At 60.8% G+C, this 21,989-nt stretch carries 17 protein-coding genes; 7 read left to right on the top strand and 10 right to left on the bottom strand.

Annotation, left to right across the window (positions count from 1 at the left end; translation table 11 throughout):
* The first annotated feature begins 163 nt into the window (after window positions 1–163).
* The 3 genes from ldtD (at window position 164) to ACK3SD_RS11290 (ending at window position 3,438) form a co-directional block, all read left to right on the top strand.
* A complete protein-coding gene (gene ldtD, locus ACK3SD_RS11300; protein ID WP_481125544.1) occupies window positions 164–2,020 on the top strand; it encodes a L,D-transpeptidase in 1,857 nt (618 codons plus the stop codon).
* Window positions 2,021–2,202: 182 nt separating this feature from the next.
* Window positions 2,203–2,754 (top strand): peptidoglycan L,D-endopeptidase MepK, encoded by a 552-nt coding sequence (gene mepK, locus ACK3SD_RS11295; RefSeq protein ID WP_137763641.1) that lies wholly within the window; start codon window positions 2,203–2,205, stop codon window positions 2,752–2,754.
* A 54-nt stretch (window positions 2,755–2,808) separates the two neighbouring features.
* The gene (locus tag ACK3SD_RS11290; protein WP_481125543.1) at window positions 2,809–3,438 is read left to right on the top strand and encodes an MBL fold metallo-hydrolase; all 630 of its coding nucleotides are present in this window, start codon (window positions 2,809–2,811) and stop codon (window positions 3,436–3,438) included.
* A 59-nt stretch (window positions 3,439–3,497) separates the two neighbouring features.
* On the opposite strand, the gene ACK3SD_RS11285 is transcribed toward ACK3SD_RS11290, so the two are convergent.
* The 4 genes from ACK3SD_RS11285 to pncB all read right to left on the bottom strand — a co-directional run bounded on the left by ACK3SD_RS11285 (window position 3,498) and on the right by pncB (window position 9,086).
* Window positions 3,498–4,688, bottom strand: coding sequence for an amino acid aminotransferase (locus ACK3SD_RS11285; RefSeq protein ID WP_481125542.1), 1,191 nt, complete (start codon window positions 4,686–4,688; stop codon window positions 3,498–3,500).
* Window positions 4,689–4,871: 183 nt separating this feature from the next.
* Window positions 4,872–5,972 (bottom strand): porin OmpF, encoded by a 1,101-nt coding sequence (gene ompF / locus ACK3SD_RS11280; protein WP_481125541.1) that lies wholly within the window; start codon window positions 5,970–5,972, stop codon window positions 4,872–4,874.
* A 300-nt stretch (window positions 5,973–6,272) separates the two neighbouring features.
* Window positions 6,273–7,673, bottom strand: coding sequence for an asparagine--tRNA ligase (asnS, locus tag ACK3SD_RS11275; RefSeq protein ID WP_481125540.1), 1,401 nt, complete (start codon window positions 7,671–7,673; stop codon window positions 6,273–6,275).
* A 207-nt stretch (window positions 7,674–7,880) separates the two neighbouring features.
* A complete protein-coding gene (gene pncB, locus ACK3SD_RS11270; protein ID WP_137763637.1) occupies window positions 7,881–9,086 on the bottom strand; it encodes a nicotinate phosphoribosyltransferase in 1,206 nt (401 codons plus the stop codon).
* 411 nt (window positions 9,087–9,497) lie between these two features.
* Here pncB and pepN point away from each other — a divergent pair, with 411 nt between their 5' ends.
* Window positions 9,498–12,128, top strand: coding sequence for an aminopeptidase N (pepN, locus tag ACK3SD_RS11265; RefSeq protein ID WP_481125539.1), 2,631 nt, complete (start codon window positions 9,498–9,500; stop codon window positions 12,126–12,128).
* Between the two features lie 54 nt (window positions 12,129–12,182).
* Here pepN and ssuB read toward each other — a convergent pair whose 3' ends face one another.
* Genes ssuB through ssuE form a run of 5 tightly spaced genes read right to left on the bottom strand, consistent with a single transcriptional unit; the run spans window position 12,183 to window position 16,535 of the window.
* Window positions 12,183–12,965, bottom strand: a complete 783-nt coding sequence (gene ssuB, locus ACK3SD_RS11260; RefSeq protein ID WP_481125538.1) for an aliphatic sulfonates ABC transporter ATP-binding protein — start codon at window positions 12,963–12,965, stop codon at window positions 12,183–12,185.
* Window positions 12,962–13,759 carry an aliphatic sulfonate ABC transporter permease SsuC gene (ssuC, locus tag ACK3SD_RS11255; RefSeq protein ID WP_481125537.1) on the bottom strand — a complete coding sequence of 266 codons (798 nt, stop codon included), beginning with the start codon at window positions 13,757–13,759 and terminating at the stop codon, window positions 12,962–12,964. The genes ssuB and ssuC overlap by 4 nt, the downstream gene beginning before the upstream one ends.
* A 10-nt stretch (window positions 13,760–13,769) precedes the next feature.
* A complete protein-coding gene (gene ssuD / locus ACK3SD_RS11250; RefSeq protein ID WP_481125536.1) occupies window positions 13,770–14,921 on the bottom strand; it encodes an FMNH2-dependent alkanesulfonate monooxygenase in 1,152 nt (383 codons plus the stop codon).
* Window positions 14,922–14,979: 58 nt separating this feature from the next.
* On the bottom strand, window positions 14,980–15,939 hold the full coding sequence (locus tag ACK3SD_RS11245) for an aliphatic sulfonate ABC transporter substrate-binding protein (RefSeq protein WP_481125535.1): 960 nt from the start codon (window positions 15,937–15,939) through the stop codon (window positions 14,980–14,982).
* 20 nt (window positions 15,940–15,959) lie between these two features.
* Window positions 15,960–16,535 carry an NADPH-dependent FMN reductase gene (gene ssuE, locus ACK3SD_RS11240; protein ID WP_481125534.1) on the bottom strand — a complete coding sequence of 192 codons (576 nt, stop codon included), beginning with the start codon at window positions 16,533–16,535 and terminating at the stop codon, window positions 15,960–15,962.
* Between the two features lie 283 nt (window positions 16,536–16,818).
* On the opposite strand from ssuE, the gene pyrD reads away from it, so the two are divergent.
* Together pyrD and ACK3SD_RS11230 are read left to right on the top strand one after the other, a co-directional pair.
* A complete protein-coding gene (gene pyrD / locus ACK3SD_RS11235) occupies window positions 16,819–17,829 on the top strand; it encodes a quinone-dependent dihydroorotate dehydrogenase (RefSeq protein WP_481125533.1) in 1,011 nt (336 codons plus the stop codon).
* Between the two features lie 228 nt (window positions 17,830–18,057).
* Window positions 18,058–18,606 (top strand): cell division protein ZapC, encoded by a 549-nt coding sequence (locus ACK3SD_RS11230; RefSeq protein WP_137763629.1) that lies wholly within the window; start codon window positions 18,058–18,060, stop codon window positions 18,604–18,606.
* 45 nt (window positions 18,607–18,651) lie between these two features.
* On the opposite strand, the gene ACK3SD_RS11225 is transcribed toward ACK3SD_RS11230, so the two are convergent.
* On the bottom strand, window positions 18,652–19,761 hold the full coding sequence (locus ACK3SD_RS11225; RefSeq protein ID WP_137763628.1) for a YcbX family protein: 1,110 nt from the start codon (window positions 19,759–19,761) through the stop codon (window positions 18,652–18,654).
* A 102-nt stretch (window positions 19,762–19,863) separates the two neighbouring features.
* On the opposite strand from ACK3SD_RS11225, the gene rlmKL reads away from it, so the two are divergent.
* Window positions 19,864–21,984: a bifunctional 23S rRNA (guanine(2069)-N(7))-methyltransferase RlmK/23S rRNA (guanine(2445)-N(2))-methyltransferase RlmL gene (rlmKL, locus tag ACK3SD_RS11220; protein ID WP_481125532.1), complete on the top strand. Its 2,121-nt coding sequence runs from the start codon at window positions 19,864–19,866 to the stop codon at window positions 21,982–21,984.
* Window positions 21,985–21,989: the final 5 nt, after the last annotated feature.

Below are 21,989 nucleotides of genomic sequence, written 5' to 3'. Positions count from 1 at the left end.
CTTTCTGCCACGCTATCCTTGGCGGTAGCTGACATGCCGGCCCCCTCCCTTTAGGGAATTGTGGGGTGGCGAACGCAAAAAATCAGTTCTGCTTTATACTTAGATAACGTTCCACCACAAGTAGATGATTGATATCTATTTGTATTTAACCAGGGGGCAAGGGATGATGCTTACGCGTCCTAGTACACTCAAGAGTTTGGTCGTCAGCTGCGCGCTGGCCTGGGGCACCACGTCACTTCACACCGCCGGCGCGGCGCCTGCGCTGCCTGCCACGGCGGGGAGCATCAGTATCCAGGATGCAGCCAGCCAGATCCGTGCGGCGCTGCCCGGAAAGATAACGCCTTTTTATCTAAATACCCTGACCTCCCTGTATGCGGCCAACTATATGCGGCCCATGTGGCGCGATGAGCAGGCAGTACAGCAGTTCCAGCAGCAGTTGGCGGAACTGGCGATCTCTGGTGTCCAGCCACAATTTACCCAGTGGGTGCGCCAGTTGAGCAATCCTGACCTGGATGGCATGGCGCGCGACATCGTGTTGTCAGATGCCATGCTCGGCTATCTGCAATTTGTCTCGGGCGTGGGCACCCACGGCAGTGACTGGCTTTACACCAGCGTGCCTTATAAGATGTCGCTGCCGGCTGCCACGGTGATCAACCAGTGGCAAATGGTGGTGGCGGGGCAGGCCACCCAGCCGCAGAGCCTGCGGAACTACATCACCTCACTGGCGCCGCAGCACCCGCAGTACGCGCGTATGCATCAGGCGCTGAAAGAGATGCTGGCGGATGGCCGTCCCTGGCCGCAGCTGGTCAATGGCCCCAGCCTGCGCCCCGGCCAACTGAGCGACGACATCCCGGCGCTGCGCGAGATTCTGGCGCGCTCCGGTATGCTGGATGCCAATGTCCAGCCACTGGCGGATGCCGATCCATTGCCAGAGAGCGGCCCCAACAATGGCCCGGTGGTAGACGACGATCTGTCATTGGATGAGGCCGCACCGCAGGAGAGCGCGCCGCCTACTACCGTCAGCCCAGCCGCTGCGCCGGTTGAGGATGTGCCGCCGTCGCCGCAAAGCCCGCCGGCCGCCACGCCGGAAACCGCCACCGAGGTGCAAGATAACCGCTATACCCCCGATCTGGTCGAGGGCGTTAAGCGCTTCCAGAAGTGGCAGGGGCTGGCGGACGATGGCGTGATTGGCCGCCGCACCCGCGACTGGCTGAACGTCTCGCCGCAGACCCGCGCTACCCTGCTGGCACTCAATATCCAGCGGCTGCGCATCCTGCCGGGCAACGTCTCCACCGGCATTATGGTCAACATTCCTAACTATTCGCTGGTCTACTACCGTGATGGCAATGAAGTGCTGGCCTCCCGCGTAATTGTTGGCCGCCCAAGCCGCAAGACTCCGCTGATGAGCAGCGCGCTGAACAACGTGGTGATCAACCCGCCGTGGAATGTGCCAACCACGCTCACCCGTCAGGACATCATTCCCAAGGCGTTGGGTGATGCCAGCTACCTGCAACGGCATGGCTATACGGTGTTGAGCGGCTGGAGCAATGATGCGGAAGTGATCGACCCGTCGATGATTGACTGGAGCATGGTGTCGCCGAACAGCTTCCCCTACCGCCTGCGTCAGGCCCCGGGGCCGACCAACTCGCTGGGGCGCTATAAGTTCAACATGCCAAGCTCGGATGCCATCTACCTGCATGACACGCCGAACCATGCGCTGTTCCAGAAAGATATCCGCGCCCTCAGCTCCGGCTGCGTGCGGGTGAACAAGGCCTCGGTGCTGGCGGACATGCTTTTGAAAGATGCGGGCTGGAACAGCGCCCGTCTCAGCTCCACGCTGGAGGGGCGGAATACCACCTATGTGCCGATTCGTCACCATATCCCGGTGCAGCTCTACTATTTGACTGCCTGGGTGGCAGAGGATGGGAAACCGCAATTCCGAACAGATATTTACAATTATGATAAAACCGTGCGATCCGGTGCACAAATCCTGCCTCAGGCTGAGCGCTTGCTGCAATAAATGTAGAAATTCCCACAAATTAACGGTCTGATTATCGGGCTGAATCCCCACAGTTGCTGCTGGAACGGGGGTTCAGCCCATTTTTTGGTGGGTTGACTCACCTAACGTTGGCAGTTAAGGTTCGGGACAGCACAGCTAATGTGCTTATTTTTTGACTCTCTTGCCGGGTAATCAGACAGTTCATGGACCAAATAGATAAACAGCGCCGAAAGTGGCTGGCGTTAGGCGGCGCCGCTATGGGGATCGCACTGCTTCCAGGGCAGGCGTTCGCAACTCTCTCAACTCCTCGTCCCCGGGTATTGACGCTCAATAACCTGCATACTGGGGAAACGCTCAAAGCTGAATTCTTTGATGGAAGGAATTACAACACGGACGAGTTGACCAGGCTGAATCATTTGTTCCGCGATTTTCGCGCCAATAAGATCAAGACCATTGACCCGAGCCTGTTTGACCAGCTCTATCGCCTCCAGGTGATGCTGGGCAACAACAAACCGGTTCAGCTCATCTCCGGTTACCGCTCGGTAGCCACCAATGACGACTTACGCAAGCACAGCAGCGGGGTAGCGAAGCACAGCTACCACACGCTCGGGCGTGCCATGGATTTCCACATTGAAGGTGTGCAACTGAGCAATATCCGCAAGGCCGCGTTAAAAATGCGTGCCGGTGGTGTAGGATATTACCCACGAAGCAACTTTGTGCACATTGATACTGGCCCGGTGCGTAACTGGTCCTGATAGGTGTGCGTTTACGCCGGTGCGGAAGGCGTTCCGCACCGGCCGTGGAGCCCTATGAACTACGTCACTATCCCCGTCACTGCCTTTGCCCAAAACTGTTCCCTGATCTGGTGCGATGCCAGCCATGAGGCTGCGATTGTCGATCCGGGCGGCGATGCCGACACCATTATTGCCGAAGTGGCCGCCCGGCCTATCACCGTCACCCAGATTTTGCTGACCCACGGCCACCTCGATCACGTTGGGGCGGCGGTTGAACTGGCGCAGCACTTTGGCGTGCCGCTGGTGGGGCCGCAGCAGGAGGATCGCTTCTGGCTGGAGGCGCTGCCGGTGCAGAGCCAGATGTTTGGGCTGGCCGAGTGCGCACCCTTTACCCCTGACCGCTGGTTGGAGGAGGGGGAGATCGTGCAGGTCGGCGAGATGCGGCTGGAGGTGCTGCACTGCCCCGGCCACACGCCGGGGCATATCGTGTTCGTCAACCGCGCCGCGCGCCTGATTATCTCCGGCGACGTGATTTTCCGTGGCGGGGTGGGGCGCACCGACTTCCCACGCGGCAGCCATGAGGCGCTGATTGATGCCATCCGCACCAAGCTACTGCCGCTGGGTGACGAGATGACCTTCCTGCCGGGGCATGGGCCAATCTCTACCCTCGGCCATGAGCGCCTGACCAACCCGTTCCTCCAGTAACGGGCGCGACGCCAATAAAAAAGCCAGCCCGCGGGCTGGCTTTTTTTATGCCGGATGCATCAGAGCACCGCGACAATCGCCTCACACAGCGGCGCCATGTTGTCTGGCGTCAGGCCCGCGACGTTGATGCGGCCAGAGTTGACAGCGTAGACGCCGAACTCGCTGCGCAGGCGCAGCACCTGTTCGGTGGTCAGGCCGCTGAAGGAGAACATGCCGTTCTGCTTGCTGATGAAGCTGAAATCTTGTTGTGCTCCCTTCTCCTGCAAAGTATTGACGAACAGCTGGCGCATACGCTGGATGCGCTGGCGCATGTCGGTCAATTCCTGCTCCCACAGGGCGCGCAGCGCCTCATTGCTGAGGATGGTCGCGACCACGGCCGCGCCGTGGGCTGGCGGGTTGGAGTAGTTGGCGCGGATGGTGGCCTTGATCTGGCTGAAAGCGCGATCGGCGCTCTCTGAATCGGCGGCCACTAGGGTGCAAGCCCCGACGCGCTCATTGTACAGCCCGAAGTTTTTCGAGTAGGAGCTGGCGACAATCAGCTCGGCATGGCTGGCAGCAAAGATGCGCAGGCCCTGTGCATCCTCTTCCAGACCGTTGGCGAAGCCTTGGTAAGCGAAGTCAAACAGCGGCAGCCAGCCCTTGGCCAGCGAGAGATCGGCCAGCTGTTGCCACTGCTCGGCGGTCGGATCGATGCCGGTCGGGTTGTGGCAGCAGCCGTGGAACAGCACCACGTCACCGGCCTGTGCCGCGTCGAGGCTCTTGAGCATACCGTCGAAGTCCAGCGCGTGGTTCTCCGCGTCATAGTAGTGGTAGCTCAGCACTTCCAGCCCAGCGGAACCAAACACGTTGTTGTGGTTCGGCCAGGTGGGGTTGCTAATCCAGACGCGCTTGGCGTCAGTCTGGGTCGCCAGAAAATCAGCGGCGACGCGCAGCGCGCCGGTGCCGCCCGGCGTCTGGGCCGTGCGGGCGCGTTTGTCAGCAATCAGGGCGCTGGCCTGACCAAACAGCAGCGCTTGGGTGCAGCTGGCGAAGGCCGGGATACCATCAATGCTCAGGTAATTTTTGGTGGCCTCATTCTCGAGCAGGTATTGCTCAGCCTTCTTGACGCTGGTCAGCACCGGCGTTTGGCCGGTCTCATCTTTGTAGACGCCAATACCCAGGTTGATTTTGGTCGGGCGGTCATCGGCACGGAACAGATCAGCCAGGCCCAGAATCGGGTCGGCAGGGGCAGCGGTGATTTTCTCAAACATGTAGAAACGTCCATGGCTTGTGATAAGCGGGCAGAAGCATCAGGTTAACGCCATGTCAGGCGTTTGCCAACCGTTTGCGGCAAAAAGAGCGGACAGGCTGGTGGGGGTGTGGCGGGGGCAGAAAAAGAGAAGGCAGGGCCGAAGCCCTGCCTTATTCACACTGGATAAACTAGGAGATCGTGATTAGAACTGGTAAACCAGACCCAGCGCCACGATGTCGTCGCTGTTGATGCCCAGTGCGTTGTCGTCATCAATCTGGTTGATGCGGTAGTCAACGTAAGTGGACATGTTTTTGTTGAAGTAGTAGGTCGCGCCCACATCGAAGTATTTGATCAGGTCAACGTCGCCGATGCCTTCGATGTCTTTACCTTTGGACTGAACGTACGCCAGGGACGGACGCAGGCCGAAGTCGAACTGGTACTGTGCAACCACTTCGAAGTTCTGTGCTTTGTTGGCATAGCCAGTTACGCTGGTGGTAGAACCGTCGCTGTTACCGATCTGCTGGGAGAACGGAGTCGCGTTGCGGGTTTCACCGTACATGGCGGCCAGGTAGACGTTGTTGGCGTCATATTTCAGAGCGGTTGCCCAGCTCTGTGCTTTCTCGCCGTTGCCCAGTACGCCCGGTGCGTTCTGTGCGTTGGTACGGTCAGATTCGCCGTATGCACCCACGATGCCTACACCGATTTCGCTGGTGTAAGAGGTGGACAGTGCCCAACCGTCACCGTTTGCACGGCGGATGTCAGAACGGTCGTTTTTGCCCTGGTACTGGACTGCGAAGTCCCAGCCATCCACCAGGCCGAAGAAGTTGTGGTTACGGTAAGTTGCCACACCGGTAGAACGGCCGCTCAGGAAGCCATCGGAGTAACCGGAGTCACCGCCGAATTCTGGCAGCATATCGGTCCAGGCAATCGCATCGTACAGCAGGCCATAGTTACGACCGTAGTCGAAGGAGCCGTAGTCGCCGAATTTCAGACCCGCGAAGCCCAGACGGGTTTTGTTGCCGTCTTGTGCGTCGGAACCTTCAGAGTTGTTCGCCTGAACGTTGTATTCCCACTGGCCGAAACCGGTCAGTTGGTCAGTAATTTGGGTTTCACCTTTGAAGCCGAAACGAACATAGGTCTGGTCGCCGTCGGAACCGTCGTCATCAGAGAAGTAGTGCAGACCAACAGCTTTACCGTACAGATCCAGCTTGTTGCCATCTTTGTTGTAGATTTCGGCGGCGTTCGCTGCGCCAGCAGCCAACAGAGCCGGGATAACCACTGCAAGAATGTTGCGCTTCATCATTATATTACCCTCATTGGTGTTATTCGGACACCTTGCCACTGCCGTTAATAGTTCTGGGAACTATTGTTGAAAGTTTGGTGTCTTCCTGTGTCTGCACGCAGTGTTCCATTGGTAGTACGGTTAATCTACCGCGAAAATGCTACGAAAGTACTAATGGGGTTTCAGAAAGCAACGATTTGTAACAATGTGTGAATTTTAGGGAACTTTGTGAGCAGGATCGAAGTTTAAAAAATGTAAAAGGCCAGCATTGCTGGCCTCTGATTTGTAACAATTTTGTATTAATAGTGTGAAAGTTAGCCGTTAGAAGCTGGCATTACGCGGCGTACGCGGGAAAGGAATCACATCGCGCACGTTTTGCACACCGGTGACATAGGCGATCAAACGCTCAAAACCAAGGCCAAAACCGGAGTGCGGCACGGTGCCATAGCGGCGCAGGTCACGATACCACCAGTAATCCTCTTTGTTCAGGCCCATCTCCTCAAGGCGCTGATCCAGCACGTCAAGGCGCTCTTCACGCTGCGAACCGCCGATGATTTCGCCAATTCCCGGTGCCAGCACGTCCATCGCGGCCACGGTTTTGCCATCGTCGTTCATGCGCATATAGAAGGCTTTGATGTCTTTCGGGTAGTTCTTCACCACCACTGGGGCCTTGAAGTGTTTCTCGGCCAGGTAACGCTCATGCTCGGAGGAGAGGTCAATGCCCCAGCTCACGTCGTTCTCAAAGGTCTGGCCCGACTTCAGCAGAATCTCGATCGCATCGGTGTAATCGACCTGAGCAAAATCAGAGCTGATGAAGCGCTCAAGGCGAGAAATCGCCTCTTTATCGACACGTTCGGCGAAGAACGCCAAATCGTCAGCGCGCTCATCCAGCACGGCCTGAAACACATATTTCAGCATCTTCTCTGCCAAACCTGCTACGTCATCCAGCGTCGCAAAGGCCACTTCCGGCTCGATCATCCAGAACTCAGCCAGGTGACGGCTGGTGTTGGAGTTCTCCGCACGGAAGGTCGGGCCGAAGGTGTAAACCTTGGAGAGCGCACAGGCGTAGGTTTCGCCATTAAGCTGGCCAGAAACGGTCAAAAACGCCTCTTTGCCAAAGAAATCCTCACTAAAATCAACCCGGCCCTGATCGTCACGCGGCAGGTTTTCCAGATCCAGCGTGGAGACGCGGAACATCTCACCGGCACCTTCCGTGTCAGAGGCGGTGATCAGCGGGGTAGAGACCCAGAAGTAGCCGTTCTCATGGAAGAAGCGATGGATCGCCTGAGCCAGGGTGTGGCGCACGCGCGCCACGGCGCCGATCAGGTTGGTACGCGGGCGCAGGTGTGCCACTTCACGCAGGTACTCGATGCTGTGGCGCTTGGCCGCCATCGGGTAGGTGTCCGGGTCATCAACCCAGCCGACCACCTTGATTGCCGTGGCCTGCAACTCGAAACTCTGGCCTTCGCCCGGCGAGGCGACCACGGTGCCGGTCACTTCCACGGAGCAGCCGGTAGTCAGGTGCAGCACCTCATCCTGGTAATTGGACAGAGAGTTATTCACGACGGCCTGTAACGGATTAAAGCAGGAGCCGTCATATACGGCGAGGAAGGAGATACCAGCTTTAGAATCTCTCCGGGTACGTACCCAACCGCGTACGGTGACTTCGCTGTCGACCGCAGCACGGCCTTGCAGTACGTCGACTACAGGCACAACGCTCATAGATTTCTCTCTTTAATAAGGGTTAATTCAAAATGACGGAACCCGCCGCGGCGGGTTTTGCTATGTTACTTACCGCGTCACAGGACACAAGCAGAAATCATGGGCGCACGGCAACATTCTGGACGAAATGGCCGGGAAAGTGAGCGGAAGTTGATCTTGGGCAGGGAGGGCAGCGGCGCCGCCCCAAGGGCGGCACCGTCAGGGCGCTTAGCTGGCCTTTTTCACCAGCGGCAGGTCGAAGGCTTTACGCAGTGCCTTCACAAACGCCTGATCCTGGCAGATGGTTTTGCCGGGGCTGTCCGAGAGCTTGGCGACCGGCTTGCCATTGCACTCCACCAGTTTGATCACGATATTCAGCGGGCGGACGCCCGGAATGTCGCAGGTGAGGCGGGTGCCGATGCCAAACACCAGATTGATGCGCGTATAGAAGTGGCGGTAGAGCGCCAGCGCCTTGTCCAGATCCAGGTTGTCGGAGAAGACCAGCGTCTTGCTCATTGGGTCGATGCCCAGCTTCTCATAGTGGGCGATGGCTTTCTCACCCCACTCCAGCGGGTCACCGGAGTCGTGGCGCAGCCCCTGATAGCGATGGGCGAAGCCGGGGCCAAAGTCACGCAGGAAGGCATCCATGGTGATGCAGTCGGTCAGGGCGATGCCGAGCTGGTCCGGGTACTCATCCAGCCAGGCCTGCAACGCGGCGCGCTGGCTGTTGGCCAGCACCGGCGAGATCTGCTGGTGCGCCTGGAACCACTCGTGGGCCTGGGTGCCGACCGGTGCCAGGCCAAGCTGGTGCGCCAGATCGTAGTTGCTGGTGCCGACCAGATAGGGGAAGTCGCCCTTCAGTTCGCTGACGATGGCCTGCTGCACGGCGCGCGAGAAGCGGCGGCGGGTGCCGAAGTCCATCAACCGGAAGCGGGAGATGTCGGTGTCGCCAGCCATCTCCTCAAAGCGCGCCAGTTTGCTGCGCAGCTGGCTGACCGCCTGCTCAGGCGTGGCATCCGGCGAGCGGTGGCGGTGCACCACCTCGCTGATCACCGCCAGCAGCGGCACTTCCCACATGATCACCTCACGCCACGGGCCGTTGATGCGGATCTCTAGCCGGCCGTTGCGATTGGTCACCTGCACCTGCTGCGGGTTGAAGCGGAATGCTTTCAGCCAGTCCAGGTAGTCCCGGTGGAAGAAGGGCAGCCCGGCGAGGAACTGGTACTCCGCATCGGTCAGGGCCAGGTCGCTCATCATGGTGATTTGCGCTTGGATCTCGTCACGGTATTCGCCCAGCAACTCATCGCCACGGCAGCGGAACTCCGCGGCCACGGTAATGTCATGATACCGATGGAAAACGGCCTGCTGCATGTGCAACTTATAGGCATCGGTGTCCAGTATTGACGTCAAAATCGGGGAGGCGTATTGAGTCATAGCGCGTTACAGCATCCTCGTAGGAGCATTCCATAGTCGGGATAATCAGCAAAAGTGCGTGAAGTATACCTTGATTATCCGGTTATTGAAGCCTCATCACACCATAAAAGCGAAACGGGGGTCGAGAGGAAAACGTGCCGTCGGGGGAGAGTATGGCCGATAAATGTTAATAAAATGAGATCACAACAAAGTAAAATTGTAAACATTTACAAGGCCCTTGCCGTCGTCAGGGCGTGGTACGCGCGGGCGGTGACCGCTTTTCCCGTAAACTTCTTACATTCTCGGATTTTATCGCAGCTATGATAAAGTCGATGGATCGCCGCAACCGGCCTACGCCGCCACCATGCTGGCAGCCCCGCGCGGGCGGAATACACTTTGTTAACCTCAACTACCGGACGTCAAAGGGCTTCTATGACACAGGTCACCACAGCAACGCAGCCGCAGGCTAAATACCGGCATGACTACCGTGCGCCGGACTATACCATCACTGACATTGACCTCGATTTTGAGCTGGACGCGGACACCACCACCGTCACCGCGACGAGCCGGATCACCCGTCGCGGCGAGGCGGGCGCGCCGCTGGTGCTCAACGGTGAATCCCTGACGCTGGTGAGCGTCGCGATTGACGGCCAGCCGTGGCCGCACTACCGCGAGGAGGCCCACGCGCTGGTGCTGGAGCAACTGCCCGCCACCTTTACCCTGACCATCGTCAACCAGATCTACCCGGCTGGCAACAGCGCGCTGGAGGGGCTGTACCTCTCTGGTGAGGCGCTCTGCACCCAGTGCGAGGCCGAGGGCTTCCGCCACATTACCTACTACCTGGATCGCCCGGACGTGCTGGCGCGTTTCACCACCCGCATCGTCGCGGACAAGGCGCGCTACCCCTTCCTGCTCTCCAACGGCAACCGGCTGGAGCAGGGCGAGCTGGAGGATGGCCGCCACTGGATCAAGTGGGAAGACCCGTTCCCGAAGCCGAGCTATCTGTTTGCGCTGGTGGCGGGCGATTTCGACGTGCTGCGCGACACCTTCACCACCCGCTCTGGCCGCGAAGTGGCGCTGGAGCTGTACGTTGACCGTGGCAACCTGGATCGCGCCGACTGGGCGATGACCTCGCTCAAGCAGTCGATGAAGTGGGATGAGACCCGCTTTGGCCTCGAGTATGACCTCGACATCTATATGATCGTGGCGGTGGACTTCTTCAACATGGGCGCGATGGAGAACAAGGGCCTCAACGTCTTCAACTCCAAATATGTGCTGGCGAAGGCGGAGACTGCCACCGACACCGACTACCTGAACATTGAGCGGGTGATTGGTCATGAGTACTTCCATAACTGGACCGGCAACCGCGTCACCTGCCGTGACTGGTTCCAGCTCAGCCTGAAAGAGGGGCTGACGGTGTTCCGCGATCAGGAGTTCAGCTCTGACCTCGGCTCGCGCCCGGTCAACCGTATTGGCAACGTGCGTTTGATGCGCAGCGCCCAGTTCGCCGAGGATGCCAGCCCGATGGCGCACCCGATCCGCCCGGACATGGTGATCGAGATGAACAACTTCTACACCCTGACGGTGTATGAGAAGGGTTCGGAAGTGATCCGCATGATACACACCCTGCTGGGCGAAGAGAAGTTCCAGGCCGGGATGCAGCTCTACTTTGAGCGCCACGACGGCAGCGCCGCCACCTGTGATGACTTTGTGCAGGCGATGGAGGATGCCTCCAACGTCGATCTCTCGCTGTTCCGCCGCTGGTACAGCCAGTCCGGCACGCCGGTGCTGACGGTACGCGACGAGTACAATGCCGAGCTGCAACAGTACAGCCTGCATGTCAGCCAGATGACGCCGCCGACCGCCGACCGTCAGGAGAAGCTGCCGCTGCATATCCCGCTGGACATCGAGCTTTACCATATGGATGGCAGCGTGATCCCGCTGGTGCGCGAGGGCAGCCCGGTGTCGTCGGTGCTGAACGTCACCGAGGCCGAACAGACCTTTGTGTTTGACAATATCACCCTGCCGCCGGTGCCGTCGCTGCTGCGCCAGTTCTCCGCGCCGGTGAAACTGGACTACCCCTACAGCGACCAGCAGCTGACCTTCCTGATGCAGCACGCCACCGATCCCTTCTCGCGTTGGGATGCCGCCCAGAGCCTGCTGGCGATCTATATCAAGCTGAACGTGGCGCGCCACCAGCAGAAACAGCCGCTCTCCCTGCCGCTGCATGTGGCGGACGCCTTCCGTGGCATCCTGCTGGATGCCTCGCTGGAGCCAGCGCTGGCGGCACAGATCCTGTCATTGCCGAGCGAGAATGAGATGGCGGAGCTGTTCACCACCATTGACCCGGAGGCGATCCACGCGGTGCATCAGGCGTTTGTCGGCTGTCTGGCGACCGAAATGGTGGATGAGTGGCTGGCGGTCTACTACGCCAACCGCACGCCGGAGTACCGGGTGGACCATGCCGACATCGGCAAGCGCAGCCTGAGCAACCTCTGCCTGAGCTATCTGGCGTTCGGCGACCGCACGCTGGCCGATAAGCTGGTGGCGAAGCAGTACCACGAAGCGAACAACATGACCGACGCGCTGGCGGCGCTGTCGGCGGCGGTCTATGCGGAGCTGCCTTGCCGCGACGCGCTGCTGGCGGCCTTTGATGAGCGCTGGCACCAGGATGGGCTGGTGATGGACAAGTGGTTCATCCTGCAAGCCACCAGCCCGGCGGCAGATGTGCTGACGCGGGTGCGCAGCCTGTTGCAGCACCGCGCCTTTAGCCTCAGCAACCCGAACCGGGTACGCTCGCTGATTGGCGCCTTCGCGTCCGGCAACCCGGCGGCGTTCCACGCGGCGGATGGTAGCGGTTACCGCTTCCTGACCGAGATCCTCACCGACCTCAACACCCGCAACCCGCAGGTGGCGTCACGGTTGGTGGATCCGCTGATCCGGCTGCAACGCTACGATGAGGCGCATCAGGCGCTGATGCGCACGGCGCTAGAGGAGCTGAAGGCACTGCCAAACCTCTCTGGCGATCTCTATGAGAAGATCAGCAAGGCACTGCTGGCCTGATCGTGAGCCATGAAAAAGGGCGCGATGATCGCGCCCTTTTTTATTGGTTGTGGGTCAGGCATAGCCGCGTGCTGGCGGCACGGCCTGTAGCGGCACCGGCACCGGAGTCAGGATGCGATCCAGCACCTGGCTCTCCAGCTCCGCCAGTCGCGCGTTGCCGTGGCGGCGCGGGCGCGGCACATCTACCGCCAGATCCAGGCCAATCTGGCCCTCCTCAATCAACAGCACCCGGTCTGCCAGCGCCACCGCCTCGCTGACATCATGGGTCACCAGCAGCACGGTAAAGCCATGCGCCAGCCACAGTGACTCAATCAATCCCTGCATCTCAATGCGCGTCAGCGCATCCAGCGCGCCCAGTGGCTCATCCAGCAGCAACAGGCGGGGACGGTGGATCAATGCCCGCGCCAGTGCCACCCGCTGTTTCTGCCCGCCGGAGAGGGCGGAGGGCCACTCGTTGGCGCGCTCGGCCAGCCGAACGGACGCCAGCGCCGCCTGCGCGGCCGGTCGCCAGTCACCCTTCAGCCCCAGCCCGACGTTATCGATCACCCGCTTCCACGGCAGTAAACGCGCCTCCTGGAACATCAGCCGGGTCTCCTCGCGGGCGTTGGCCAGCGGCGCGTTGCCGCTCAGCAGTTCGCCGTCGCTGGCCTGCTCCAGCCCGGCCAGCAGGCGCAGCAGGGTACTCTTGCCGCAGCCGCTGCGGCCAACCACCGCCACGAACTGGCCGGGGGCGATGCGCAGATCAATGTCTCGCAGCACAGCGCGCGCGCCATACCGTTTGCTGATGCGGTTCAGCGTCAGCGGGGTCCCCTGCGGGATGCGGATAGGCGTGCTCATGCGTTGCCTCCTTGGGACGTCAGTTGGTAGGCGGGATGCCAGCGCAGCCAGACACGTTCCAGCAGTTGCGCGCTCAGGTCGGCCAGCTTGCCGAGGATGGCGTACAGTACAATCGCCACCACCACAATGTCAGTCTGCAAAAATTCACGGGCGTTCATCGCCAGGTAGCCGATGCCAGCGTTGGCCGAGATGGTCTCCGCCACAATCAGCGTCAGCCACATGAAGCCCAGCGCGAAGCGCACGCCCACCATGATGGAGGGCAGGGCGCCCGGCAGCACCACCTGCATAAACAGCGGCAGCCCGGAGAGGCCGTAGCTGCGGGCCATCTCCAGCAGGCCGCGGTCAATGTTGCGGATGCCGTGGTAGGTGTTGAGGTAGATCGGGAACAGCGTCCCGAGCGCCACCAAAAAGATTTTGGCGGACTCATCAATGCCGAACCACAAAATCACCAGCGGGATCAGCGCCAGATGCGGGATATTGCGCAGCATCTGCAACGAGCTGTCGAGCAGCCGCTCGCCCCAGTGGGAGAGGCCGGTGATAAAGCCGAGCAGCAAACCGATGCTGCCGCCAATGGCAAAGCCGATGGCCGCGCGCCAGCTGCTGATCGCCAGGTGGTGCCACAGTTCGCCGCTGGCGCTCAGCGACCAGAAGGCGGTCACCACGGCGCTCGGGGCCGGCAGGATGCGGTTTGACAGCCAGCCGGTCTCCACCGCCAGTTGCCAGAGCAGCACTAACAGCACCGGCACCGCCCAAGGGGCGAGGCAATAGGCCCCGCGTTTGGCAAAGTTTCGCATCGTTCGCTCCTTAGCTCTGGGAGGCTTTAACGGTGTAGAAATCATTGGCGATCACCTCTGACTGCGGGCGCAGCACCCGCAGGTTGGTTTCGCCACCGTCCGGCGTGGCCAGATCGAGGTGCGGGAACAGCAGTTCGCCGACCCGGTAGGCCTCTTCAAGGTGCGGGTAGCCGGAGAGCACGAAGGTGTCGATGCCGAGATCGGCATACTCCTGCATCCGCGCCGCCACGGTCGGCCCGTCGCCCACCAGCGCGGTGCCTGCCCCGCCACGCACCAGCCCGACGCCGGCCCACAGGTTGGGGCTGATCTCTAGGTTATCTTTTTTGCCGCCGTGCAGCGCGGCCATCCGTTGCTGGCCCACCGAGTCAAAGCGGGCGAAGGATTGCTGCGCGCGGGCGATGGTCTCCTCATCGAGGTTGGCGATCAGCCGGTCAGCGGCCTGCCACGCCTCCTCCGTGGTATCGCGCACAATCACATGCAGCCGGATGCCGAAGCGCACCGTGCGCCCCTTGGCAGCGGCCTTGGCGCGCACCTGCTCAAGCTTCTCCTTGACCTGCGCCGGTGGCTCGCCCCAAGTGAGGTACAGCTCCACCTGTTCAGCCGCCAGATCCTGCGCCGCCTCCGAGGAGCCGCCGAAGTAGAGCGGCGGGCGCGGCTGCTGCACCGGCGGCAGCATCAGTTTGGCGTCACGCACCTGGATGTGTTTGCCGTTGAAGGTCACGGTTTCGCCCTCCAGCACCCGCCGCCAGACGTGGGTGAACTCCGCCGACGCCTCATAGCGCGCCTCATGGTCGAGGAACAGCCCTTCACCCGCCAGCTCATCCGGGTCACCGCCGGTCACCAGGTTGAACAGCGCGCGGCCGTTGGAGAGGCGATCCAGCGTCGCGGCCTGCCGTGCCGCCAGCGTTGGGGAGATGATACCGGGGCGCAGCGCCACCAAAAATTTCAGCCGTTGCGTCACTGGAATCATCGACGCCGCCACCAGCCAGGAGTCCTCGCAGGAGCGACCGGTCGGGATCAGCACCCCGCCAAAGCCCATGCGGTCCACCGCTTGGGCAATCTGTTGCAGGTAGGCGTGGTCTACGGTACGGGCGCCGTCATTGGTGCCGAGGTAGCGGCCGTCGCCGTGGGTCGGTAAAAACCAGAATACGTTCAGGCTCATGGTGTGCTCCTTTAGTGCCCGGCATCCGGCCGGGCTGAATCGCGAGAAAAGGTCAGGGTTACTGCGGCGCGCGCCAGACACGGCTGGCAATGTCGAGCCGTTTCGGCAACAGGTGGTTCTCAAAGAACAGGTTGGCGGTGTTCTGCTGCGCCTGCACCGTGCGGTCATCCACCGGCTTAATGATGGTCTCCGGGCGGTGGCTCAGGTAGGTGGCAATCACCGGCTCCGGCAGGCCCATCGCCTGCGCCAGCAGGGTGATGCTCTGGGCGCGGTCGCTGCGCGTCAGGGCATCGGCGGCGGTGAGCTGCGCCAGCACCTCTTTAATGAAGGCCGGGTGCGCCTCGGCATACTGGCGGCTCGCCAAATAGAAGGAGCCGGTCTGGTTGAGGGTGCTGCCATCTTTCAGCACCCGCACGCCACCCTGCAACTGCGCCGCCGAGTAGTAGGGATCCCAGATGGCCCAGGCATCCACGTTGTGCTGCGCAAAGGCCGCCCGTGCGTCCGCCGGGGTCAGGTAGACCGGCGTAATGTCATTGAAGGAGAGGCCGGCCTCCTGCAACGCCCGTAGCACCAGATTGTGCGAGCTGGAGCCGCGCTGGAAGGCCACCTTGCGGCCCTTGAGATCCGCCACCTGTTTAATTGGGCTGTTTTCCGGCACCAGAATCACCTCGGCCTTCGGCTTCGGCGGCTCCTGGCCGACGTAGAGCAGGTCGGCCCCGGCGGCTTGCGCGAACAGTGGCGGCAGGTCGCCGGTGCTGCCCATGTCAATGCTGCCGACGTTCAGCGCCTCCAGCATCTGTGGCCCGGCCGGGAACTCCACCCAGGTGATGTGGGTCTGCGGGTAGCGCGTCTCCAGCATCTGGTGGCTCTTGGCCAGCACCAGACTCACTGAGCCTTTCTGGTAGCCGATGCGGAACTGCGCCGGGTCATCCGCCGCCTGTGCCGCCAGGCTCAGGCTGCCCAGCAGGGCGAACAGCGCCGTGGCGCGTTTCCAGTGTCGTAATAGGGTTGCACTCATCCTTGTCCTCCGGGCCGCTATCAGGCGATATGCCGCAGTAAATGGGAATCAAACGACGAAACCGACGCCCGGCGGCTCAGCGCCAGATGGAAATTGGCGAGCGCCTCCTCCAGACGTTCGGCCAGCGCTGGCGCCAGTTGTGGCTGCGGCTGCGCTTTCATATCCACCTGGCTGTCATCGGCAAAGACGCCGTGCAGCACTTCCTGGGCTTTCAGCGCGGCCAGCACCGGTTTCAGCGCGTAGTCCACCGCCAGCATATGGGCGATGGAGCCGCCGGTGGCCAGCGGCAGCACCACCTTATGCTCCAGCGCACGCTCTGGCAGCAGGTCGAGCAGCGTTTTCAGCGCACCTGAATAGGCGGCCTTGTAGACCGGCGTGGCGATCACCAAGCCGTCGGCCCCGGCCAGATCCGTCGCCAGCGCCTTGATTTGTGGGCTGGCGAAATTGGCGAACAGCAGATCCTCTGCGGCAAAATCATGCAGGCTATAGCTGGTGACCTTGACGTCACGTTGTTGCAGCCACTGCTCGCCAAGGTGCAGCAGCACCGAGGAGCGCGACGGCAGGCGCGGGCTGCCAGCCAGGGATATAACGTGCATAATCACTCCTTATAACCAAAATGAATAATAATTCGGTTTTTCCTAACTAAGTGATAACAAAGCTAACAGCCCGTCCGCTTTTGATGAAATCTTAATTCCGGCATTCCTTTGCCAGAAAACGGATAAACGTGGGTGATGAATGGAGGGGGTAAGAAGAGGAAAAAGGTAAGCAGCCTGTGACGGGCTGGTAAACGATTGCGTAGAGGGCGGGAATCAGTTCCCTTTTGCCCGGCGATGCCGGATAATACGCCCCCGGTTTGCCACCGGGAACTCAGGAGATTTCATGTATTACCCGCTCGTCAGAAAAGCGCTTTTCCAGCTCGACCCCGAACACGCGCACGAATTAACCTTCCGCCAGCTTCGCCGCCTCTCCAGCTCGCCGTTTGAATTCCTTATCCGCCAGTCACTGCCAGCCAAGCCAGTCAGCTGTATGGGCCTCTCATTCCGCAATCCGTTGGGCCTGGCGGCCGGGCTGGACAAGGATGGCGAGTGCATTGACGCCTTTGGTGCGATGGGCTTCGGCTTTGTCGAGGTGGGCACCGTGACGCCGCGCCCGCAGGATGGCAATGAGAAGCCGCGCCTGTTCCGCATTGTGGAGGCGCAGGGACTGATTAACCGCATGGGCTTCAATAACCGCGGTGTCGATAATTTGGTCGAGAACGTGAAGAAGGCCCATTTCGGCGGCATTCTGGGGATTAATATCGGTAAAAATAAAGACACGCCGGTGGAGCAGGGCAAGGATGATTACCTGATCTGCATGGAGAAGGTCTACCCCTATGCCGGCTATATCGCGGTGAATATCTCCTCGCCCAACACCCCCGGTTTGCGCACCTTACAGTATGGCGACGCGCTGGATGAATTGCTGGCCGCCATCAAGAATAAGCAGGCTGAATTGCAGCAGCGCCACCAAAAATATGTGCCGGTGGCGGTGAAAATTGCGCCGGATCTCTCGGAAGAGGAGCTGGTACAAATTGCCGACAGTCTGGTGCGCCATAATATTGACGGCGTGATTGCCACCAATACCACCCTCGACCGCAAACTGGTGCACGGCCTGCCCTATTGCGAGCAGGCGGGTGGGTTGAGCGGCCGACCAGTGCAGCTGCGCAGCACAGAAATTATCCGCCGCCTCAACCAGGAACTGCAGGGCCGCTTACCAATTATTGGCGTGGGCGGCATCGACTCCCTGACCGCCGCGCGCGAGAAAATGCAGGCCGGGGCCTCGCTCATCCAAATTTATTCCGGTTTTATTTACCACGGGCCACGCCTGATTAAAGATATTATTCACTCAATTTGATATTTTTTAGGCAACTTGCTGGGCCGGGGGGTTTATTTCTCTCTCCGGCTCGTCTATATTTTGTCCACTGCCGGGGGTATTAGGCACGGGATGAGAGGCCGTTATCAGCGTAAATAATAAGTCCCGCTCCACTCACCGGTATCATTTATTAGCATGCCGTCACCCTGCACACATTTTCAGGCGGTCTTTTTTCTCTTTTTTTCATTAACAGGCGTTAAAGGGTAACCCATGAGAATCAAACCTGACGATAATTGGCGGTGGTATTTTGATGCCGATCACGATCGGCTGATGTTGGATCTGGCGAATGGGATGATATTTCGCTCACGGTTTCCTGCCAAAATGCTGACGCCGGACGCGTTCGGGGAGTGCGCATTTTCTGTCGATGATGCCGCGCTCTATTTTGATTATGAGGAGCAGTGCCGCCGAATTAAGCTTAAATCCGAGCTGCGGGCGGAACTGGTATTGAACGCGCTGGTGGCCTGCCGCTTCCTGAAGCCGCTGATGCCGAAAAGTTGGCACTTTGCGCAGCAGGCGCGCGCCATGCAACCGAAAAGCGGTGACGTGGTGGCGGTCGAGGTGACCGAGAGCAGCCAGCAGGCTCAACTGCTGGTGGTGGAAGCGGGCGACAATGCCAGCCTCTGCCTGCTGGCCCAGGGCCAGCTGACGCTCTCCGGGCGCACCATGCAGTTTGGCGATGCCATTAAGATCATGCATGACCGGCTGATCCCGGTCGCGGAAGAGGTCGATCTCGCCGCCCTGTACGATCAGGCGGTGTAGCGGGCAGGGCGCGCCCGGTGCGCGCCGCCTGCCTGACGGCGTCCGTTAGCTGAGTGCCACATCCCCAAGCGGTATGCAGCTGCAACTCAGCAGCGTGCCGTCATCTCCCAATGCGTCCTGCACCAGCGGGGCCACCTTTCCTTTCTCCAGCGTCAGGCGGCAACTGCCACACATGCCAGCCCGGCAGGAGTAGGGAATGCGGAACCCCTGCTGCTCCAGCTGATCCAACAGCACCTCTTGCCGGTTGCCGCTGAAACTCTGGCCTTGATAACTGATTTGCACGCTCTGGCCGCCTGCCATCGGCAGCGGTGGGGCCAGCCGCTCCTTTACCTCACCAGCATGGTAAGCGCGCGGCGTACCGGTGGTCAGCACCTCCACCCGATCGCCAACGCGGATAATGCCGCTGTTGTGCGCAATCAGGTTCATGCCGAAATCCACATCGCCATCGTCGGCGGTGCGGAAGGATTGCAGCGTCTTCAGCGGCTCGCCGCTGGGGTGCTTCTCGCCACGCTCAGTGCTGACGGTGGTCAGCACGCAGCGGCTACAGGGCTTGGTCACCTCAAAGGTCACCCCGCCGATACGCAGCGTGCGCCAGCCATCCTCGGCAAAGGCGGTTGCGCCTGCCACTACCAGATTGGGGCGGAACTGTGCCAGCTGTACGCCCGCCGGGCAGCGCTGGCGCAGCGCCTCTAGCGATGCCTCATTGATCAGCAGGAAGGGGAAACCATCCGCGAAGGTCAGCGGGATCTCCGGGCGCGGCTTCACCCGGCGGCTGAGTACCGGCCCCAGCCAGCGCAGTTGCACCTCACGGTTGAGCAGGCCGCTCAGCCACTGGTTGATGGCGTCCGGGGCGATGCGGGCGGTAAAATGGTTGCCCCACACCTCGGTTGGGCTGTCGCTGTCGCTGAACTCTTCGGTGCGCACCACCGCGCTGTCGCCGTTGGGGGCAGTGATGTAAAGGCCGCCCGGCAGCAGGGCCGGGGTGAACTGCACCAGGTGCGGGTACTGGCGCGCGGTAATAAAGGTGCCGTCCGGCTCAGTCAGCATAAAGGCGCGGTCAAATGCCAGACCGGACTCCGCCACGTGGGCTTGCGACAGTTGCAATCCCCGCATCGATTTCACTGGATGAATAAAGAGTTTGGTCAAGGTAATCATTGGTTGCCTCCTTGCTGACAAAAATGGGCGTCAGCAACTTTATGACAAGCGGGTGGGATTAGCTATAATGCGCAACAATTTTCTATTTGGTGATAAGTCGATATGAACTCTCTGTTTGCAAGCACGGCGCGTGGCTTGGAAGAACTGTTAAAAAGCGAACTGGAAGCGCTGGGCGCCCACGCCTGCAAAGTGGTGCAGGGTGGGGTACATTTTCAGGGTGACGATCGTCTTCTGTACCAAAGCCTGCTCTGGAGCCGTTTGGCCTCCCGTATCCTGCTGCCGCTGAATGAGTTCAAGGTGCACAGCGACCTTGATCTCTACCTTGGCGTGATGGCGATTGACTGGCCCTCCGTGTTTGGCGTGGACAAAACCTTCGCCGTGCACTTCAGCGGCCTGAATGATGAGATCCGTAACAGCCAGTATGGCGCACTCAAGGTAAAAGACGCGATCGTTGACAGCTTCGTGCGCAAAATTGACCAGCGTCCGAACGTGGCGAAGCAGCAGCCTGACATCCGCGTCAACGTCTTCCTGCAACGTGATACCGCCAGCGTGGCGCTTGACCTGAGCGGCGAGGGCCTGCACCAGCGCGGCTACCGTGACCTGACCGGCCTGGCACCGCTGAAGGAGAACCTGGCCGCCGCCATCGTGATGCGTTCCGGCTGGGCGGCCGGCACGCCGCTGCTCGACCCGATGTGCGGCTCCGGTACTTTGCTGATTGAGGGGGCGATGATCGCCGCCGACCGCGCGCCCGGCCTGCATCGCCAGCACTGGGGCTTTACCGCCTGGAGCGGCTTCAACGCCGAGCTGTGGCGCGAGGTGACCACCGAGGCGCAGGTACGTGCGCGCCGCGGCCTGCAAGAGACCACCTCCCGCTTCTTTGGCTCGGACATCGATCGCCGGGTAATTGAGATGGCGCGCGCCAACGCCCGCCGCGCTGGCGTGGCGGAGCTGATCACCTTCAACGCCGCTGATGTCAGCAAGCTGACTAACCCGCTGCCGGATGGCCCGCGCGGCACGGTCATCAGCAACCCGCCCTACGGCGAGCGTCTGGAGAGCGAGCCGGCCTTGATCGCCCTGCACAACCTGCTGGGCCGCATCATGAAGAGTCAATTCGGCGGCTGGCAGCTCTCGCTGTTCAGCGCCTCGCCGGAGCTGCTGAGCTGCCTGCAACTGCGCGCCGAGCGCCAGTTCAAGGCGAAAAACGGCCCGCTCGACTGCGTGCAGAAAAACTACCAGCTGGCGGAGAACGCCAACGGCGCGGCCGCGCCGCAGATTGCCGAGGATTTCGCCAACCGCCTGCGCAAAAACCTGCGCAAGCTGGAGAAGTGGGCGAAGCAGCAAGGCATTGAGTGCTACCGCCTGTATGACGCCGACCTGCCGGAGTACAACGTCGCCGTGGATCGCTATGGCAGCAAAGTGGTGGTGCAGGAGTACGCGCCACCGAAAACCGTCGATCCGCAGAAAGCGCGCCAGCGCCTGTTCGATGTGATCAACGCCACGCTGGCGGTGCTCGACCTGCCGTCCAACCAGTTGGTGCTGAAGACGCGTGAGCGTCAGAAGGGCAAGAGCCAGTATGAGAAGCTGGCGCAGAAGGGCGAGTTCCTGCTGGTGGAAGAGTACAACGCCAAGCTGTGGGTCAACCTCACCGACTATCTGGACACCGGCCTGTTCCTTGACCACCGCATCGCCCGCCGGATGCTGGGCGAGATGAGCCAGGGCAAGGACTTCCTCAACCTGTTTGCCTACACCGGCACCGCCAGCGTCCACGCTGGCCTGGGCGGCGCGCGCAGCACCACCACCGTGGACATGTCGCGCACCTATCTGGAGTGGGCGGAGAAGAACCTGCGCGCCAACGGCCTGACCGGCCGCCAGCACCGCCTGATTCAGGCCGACTGCCTCTCTTGGTTGCAAGAGGCGAATGAGCAGTTCGACGTGATCTTCATCGATCCGCCGACTTTCTCCAACTCCAAGCGCATGGCCGACACCTTCGACGTGCAGCGCGACCACCTGGCGCTGATGAAGCACTTGACGCGCCTGCTGCGCCGCAACGGCACCATCATGTTCTCCAACAACAAGCGCGGCTTCCAGATGGATATGGCTGGCCTTGCCGAGCTGGGGCTGGAGGCGAAAGAGATCACCGCCCAGACGCTGTCGCAGGATTTCGCCCGTAACCGTCAGATTCACAACTGCTGGCTGCTGAAACGCGCCGGCGAGGAAAAGTAACTGCT

Source organism: Chimaeribacter sp. YP20170169, assembly GCF_056739715.1.
Note: the sequence above shows the minus strand (reverse complement) of the source record. Positions and strands in the feature narration are given on the sequence as shown.

Coding starts and splice junctions, on each gene's coding strand:
- ompF (WP_481125541.1), bottom strand. CDS start 5,972: ATGATGAAGCGCAACATTCTTGCAGTGGTTATCCCGGCTCTGTTGGCT.
- ACK3SD_RS11245 (WP_481125535.1), bottom strand. CDS start 15,939: ATGAGTGCAACCCTATTACGACACTGGAAACGCGCCACGGCGCTGTTC.
- ssuD (WP_481125536.1), bottom strand. CDS start 14,921: ATGAGCCTGAACGTATTCTGGTTTTTACCGACCCACGGCGACGGCCGC.
- ssuE (WP_481125534.1), bottom strand. CDS start 16,535: ATGCACGTTATATCCCTGGCTGGCAGCCCGCGCCTGCCGTCGCGCTCC.
- ldtD (WP_481125544.1), top strand. CDS start 164: ATGATGCTTACGCGTCCTAGTACACTCAAGAGTTTGGTCGTCAGCTGC.
- rlmKL (WP_481125532.1), top strand. CDS start 19,864: ATGAACTCTCTGTTTGCAAGCACGGCGCGTGGCTTGGAAGAACTGTTA.
- ACK3SD_RS11285 (WP_481125542.1), bottom strand. CDS start 4,688: ATGTTTGAGAAAATCACCGCTGCCCCTGCCGACCCGATTCTGGGCCTG.
- pncB (WP_137763637.1), bottom strand. CDS start 9,086: ATGACTCAATACGCCTCCCCGATTTTGACGTCAATACTGGACACCGAT.
- asnS (WP_481125540.1), bottom strand. CDS start 7,673: ATGAGCGTTGTGCCTGTAGTCGACGTACTGCAAGGCCGTGCTGCGGTC.
- ssuC (WP_481125537.1), bottom strand. CDS start 13,759: ATGCGAAACTTTGCCAAACGCGGGGCCTATTGCCTCGCCCCTTGGGCG.
- ssuB (WP_481125538.1), bottom strand. CDS start 12,965: ATGAGCACGCCTATCCGCATCCCGCAGGGGACCCCGCTGACGCTGAAC.
- pepN (WP_481125539.1), top strand. CDS start 9,498: ATGACACAGGTCACCACAGCAACGCAGCCGCAGGCTAAATACCGGCAT.
- ACK3SD_RS11225 (WP_137763628.1), bottom strand. CDS start 19,761: ATGATTACCTTGACCAAACTCTTTATTCATCCAGTGAAATCGATGCGG.
- ACK3SD_RS11290 (WP_481125543.1), top strand. CDS start 2,809: ATGAACTACGTCACTATCCCCGTCACTGCCTTTGCCCAAAACTGTTCC.
- ACK3SD_RS11230 (WP_137763629.1), top strand. CDS start 18,058: ATGAGAATCAAACCTGACGATAATTGGCGGTGGTATTTTGATGCCGAT.
- mepK (WP_137763641.1), top strand. CDS start 2,203: ATGGACCAAATAGATAAACAGCGCCGAAAGTGGCTGGCGTTAGGCGGC.
- pyrD (WP_481125533.1), top strand. CDS start 16,819: ATGTATTACCCGCTCGTCAGAAAAGCGCTTTTCCAGCTCGACCCCGAA.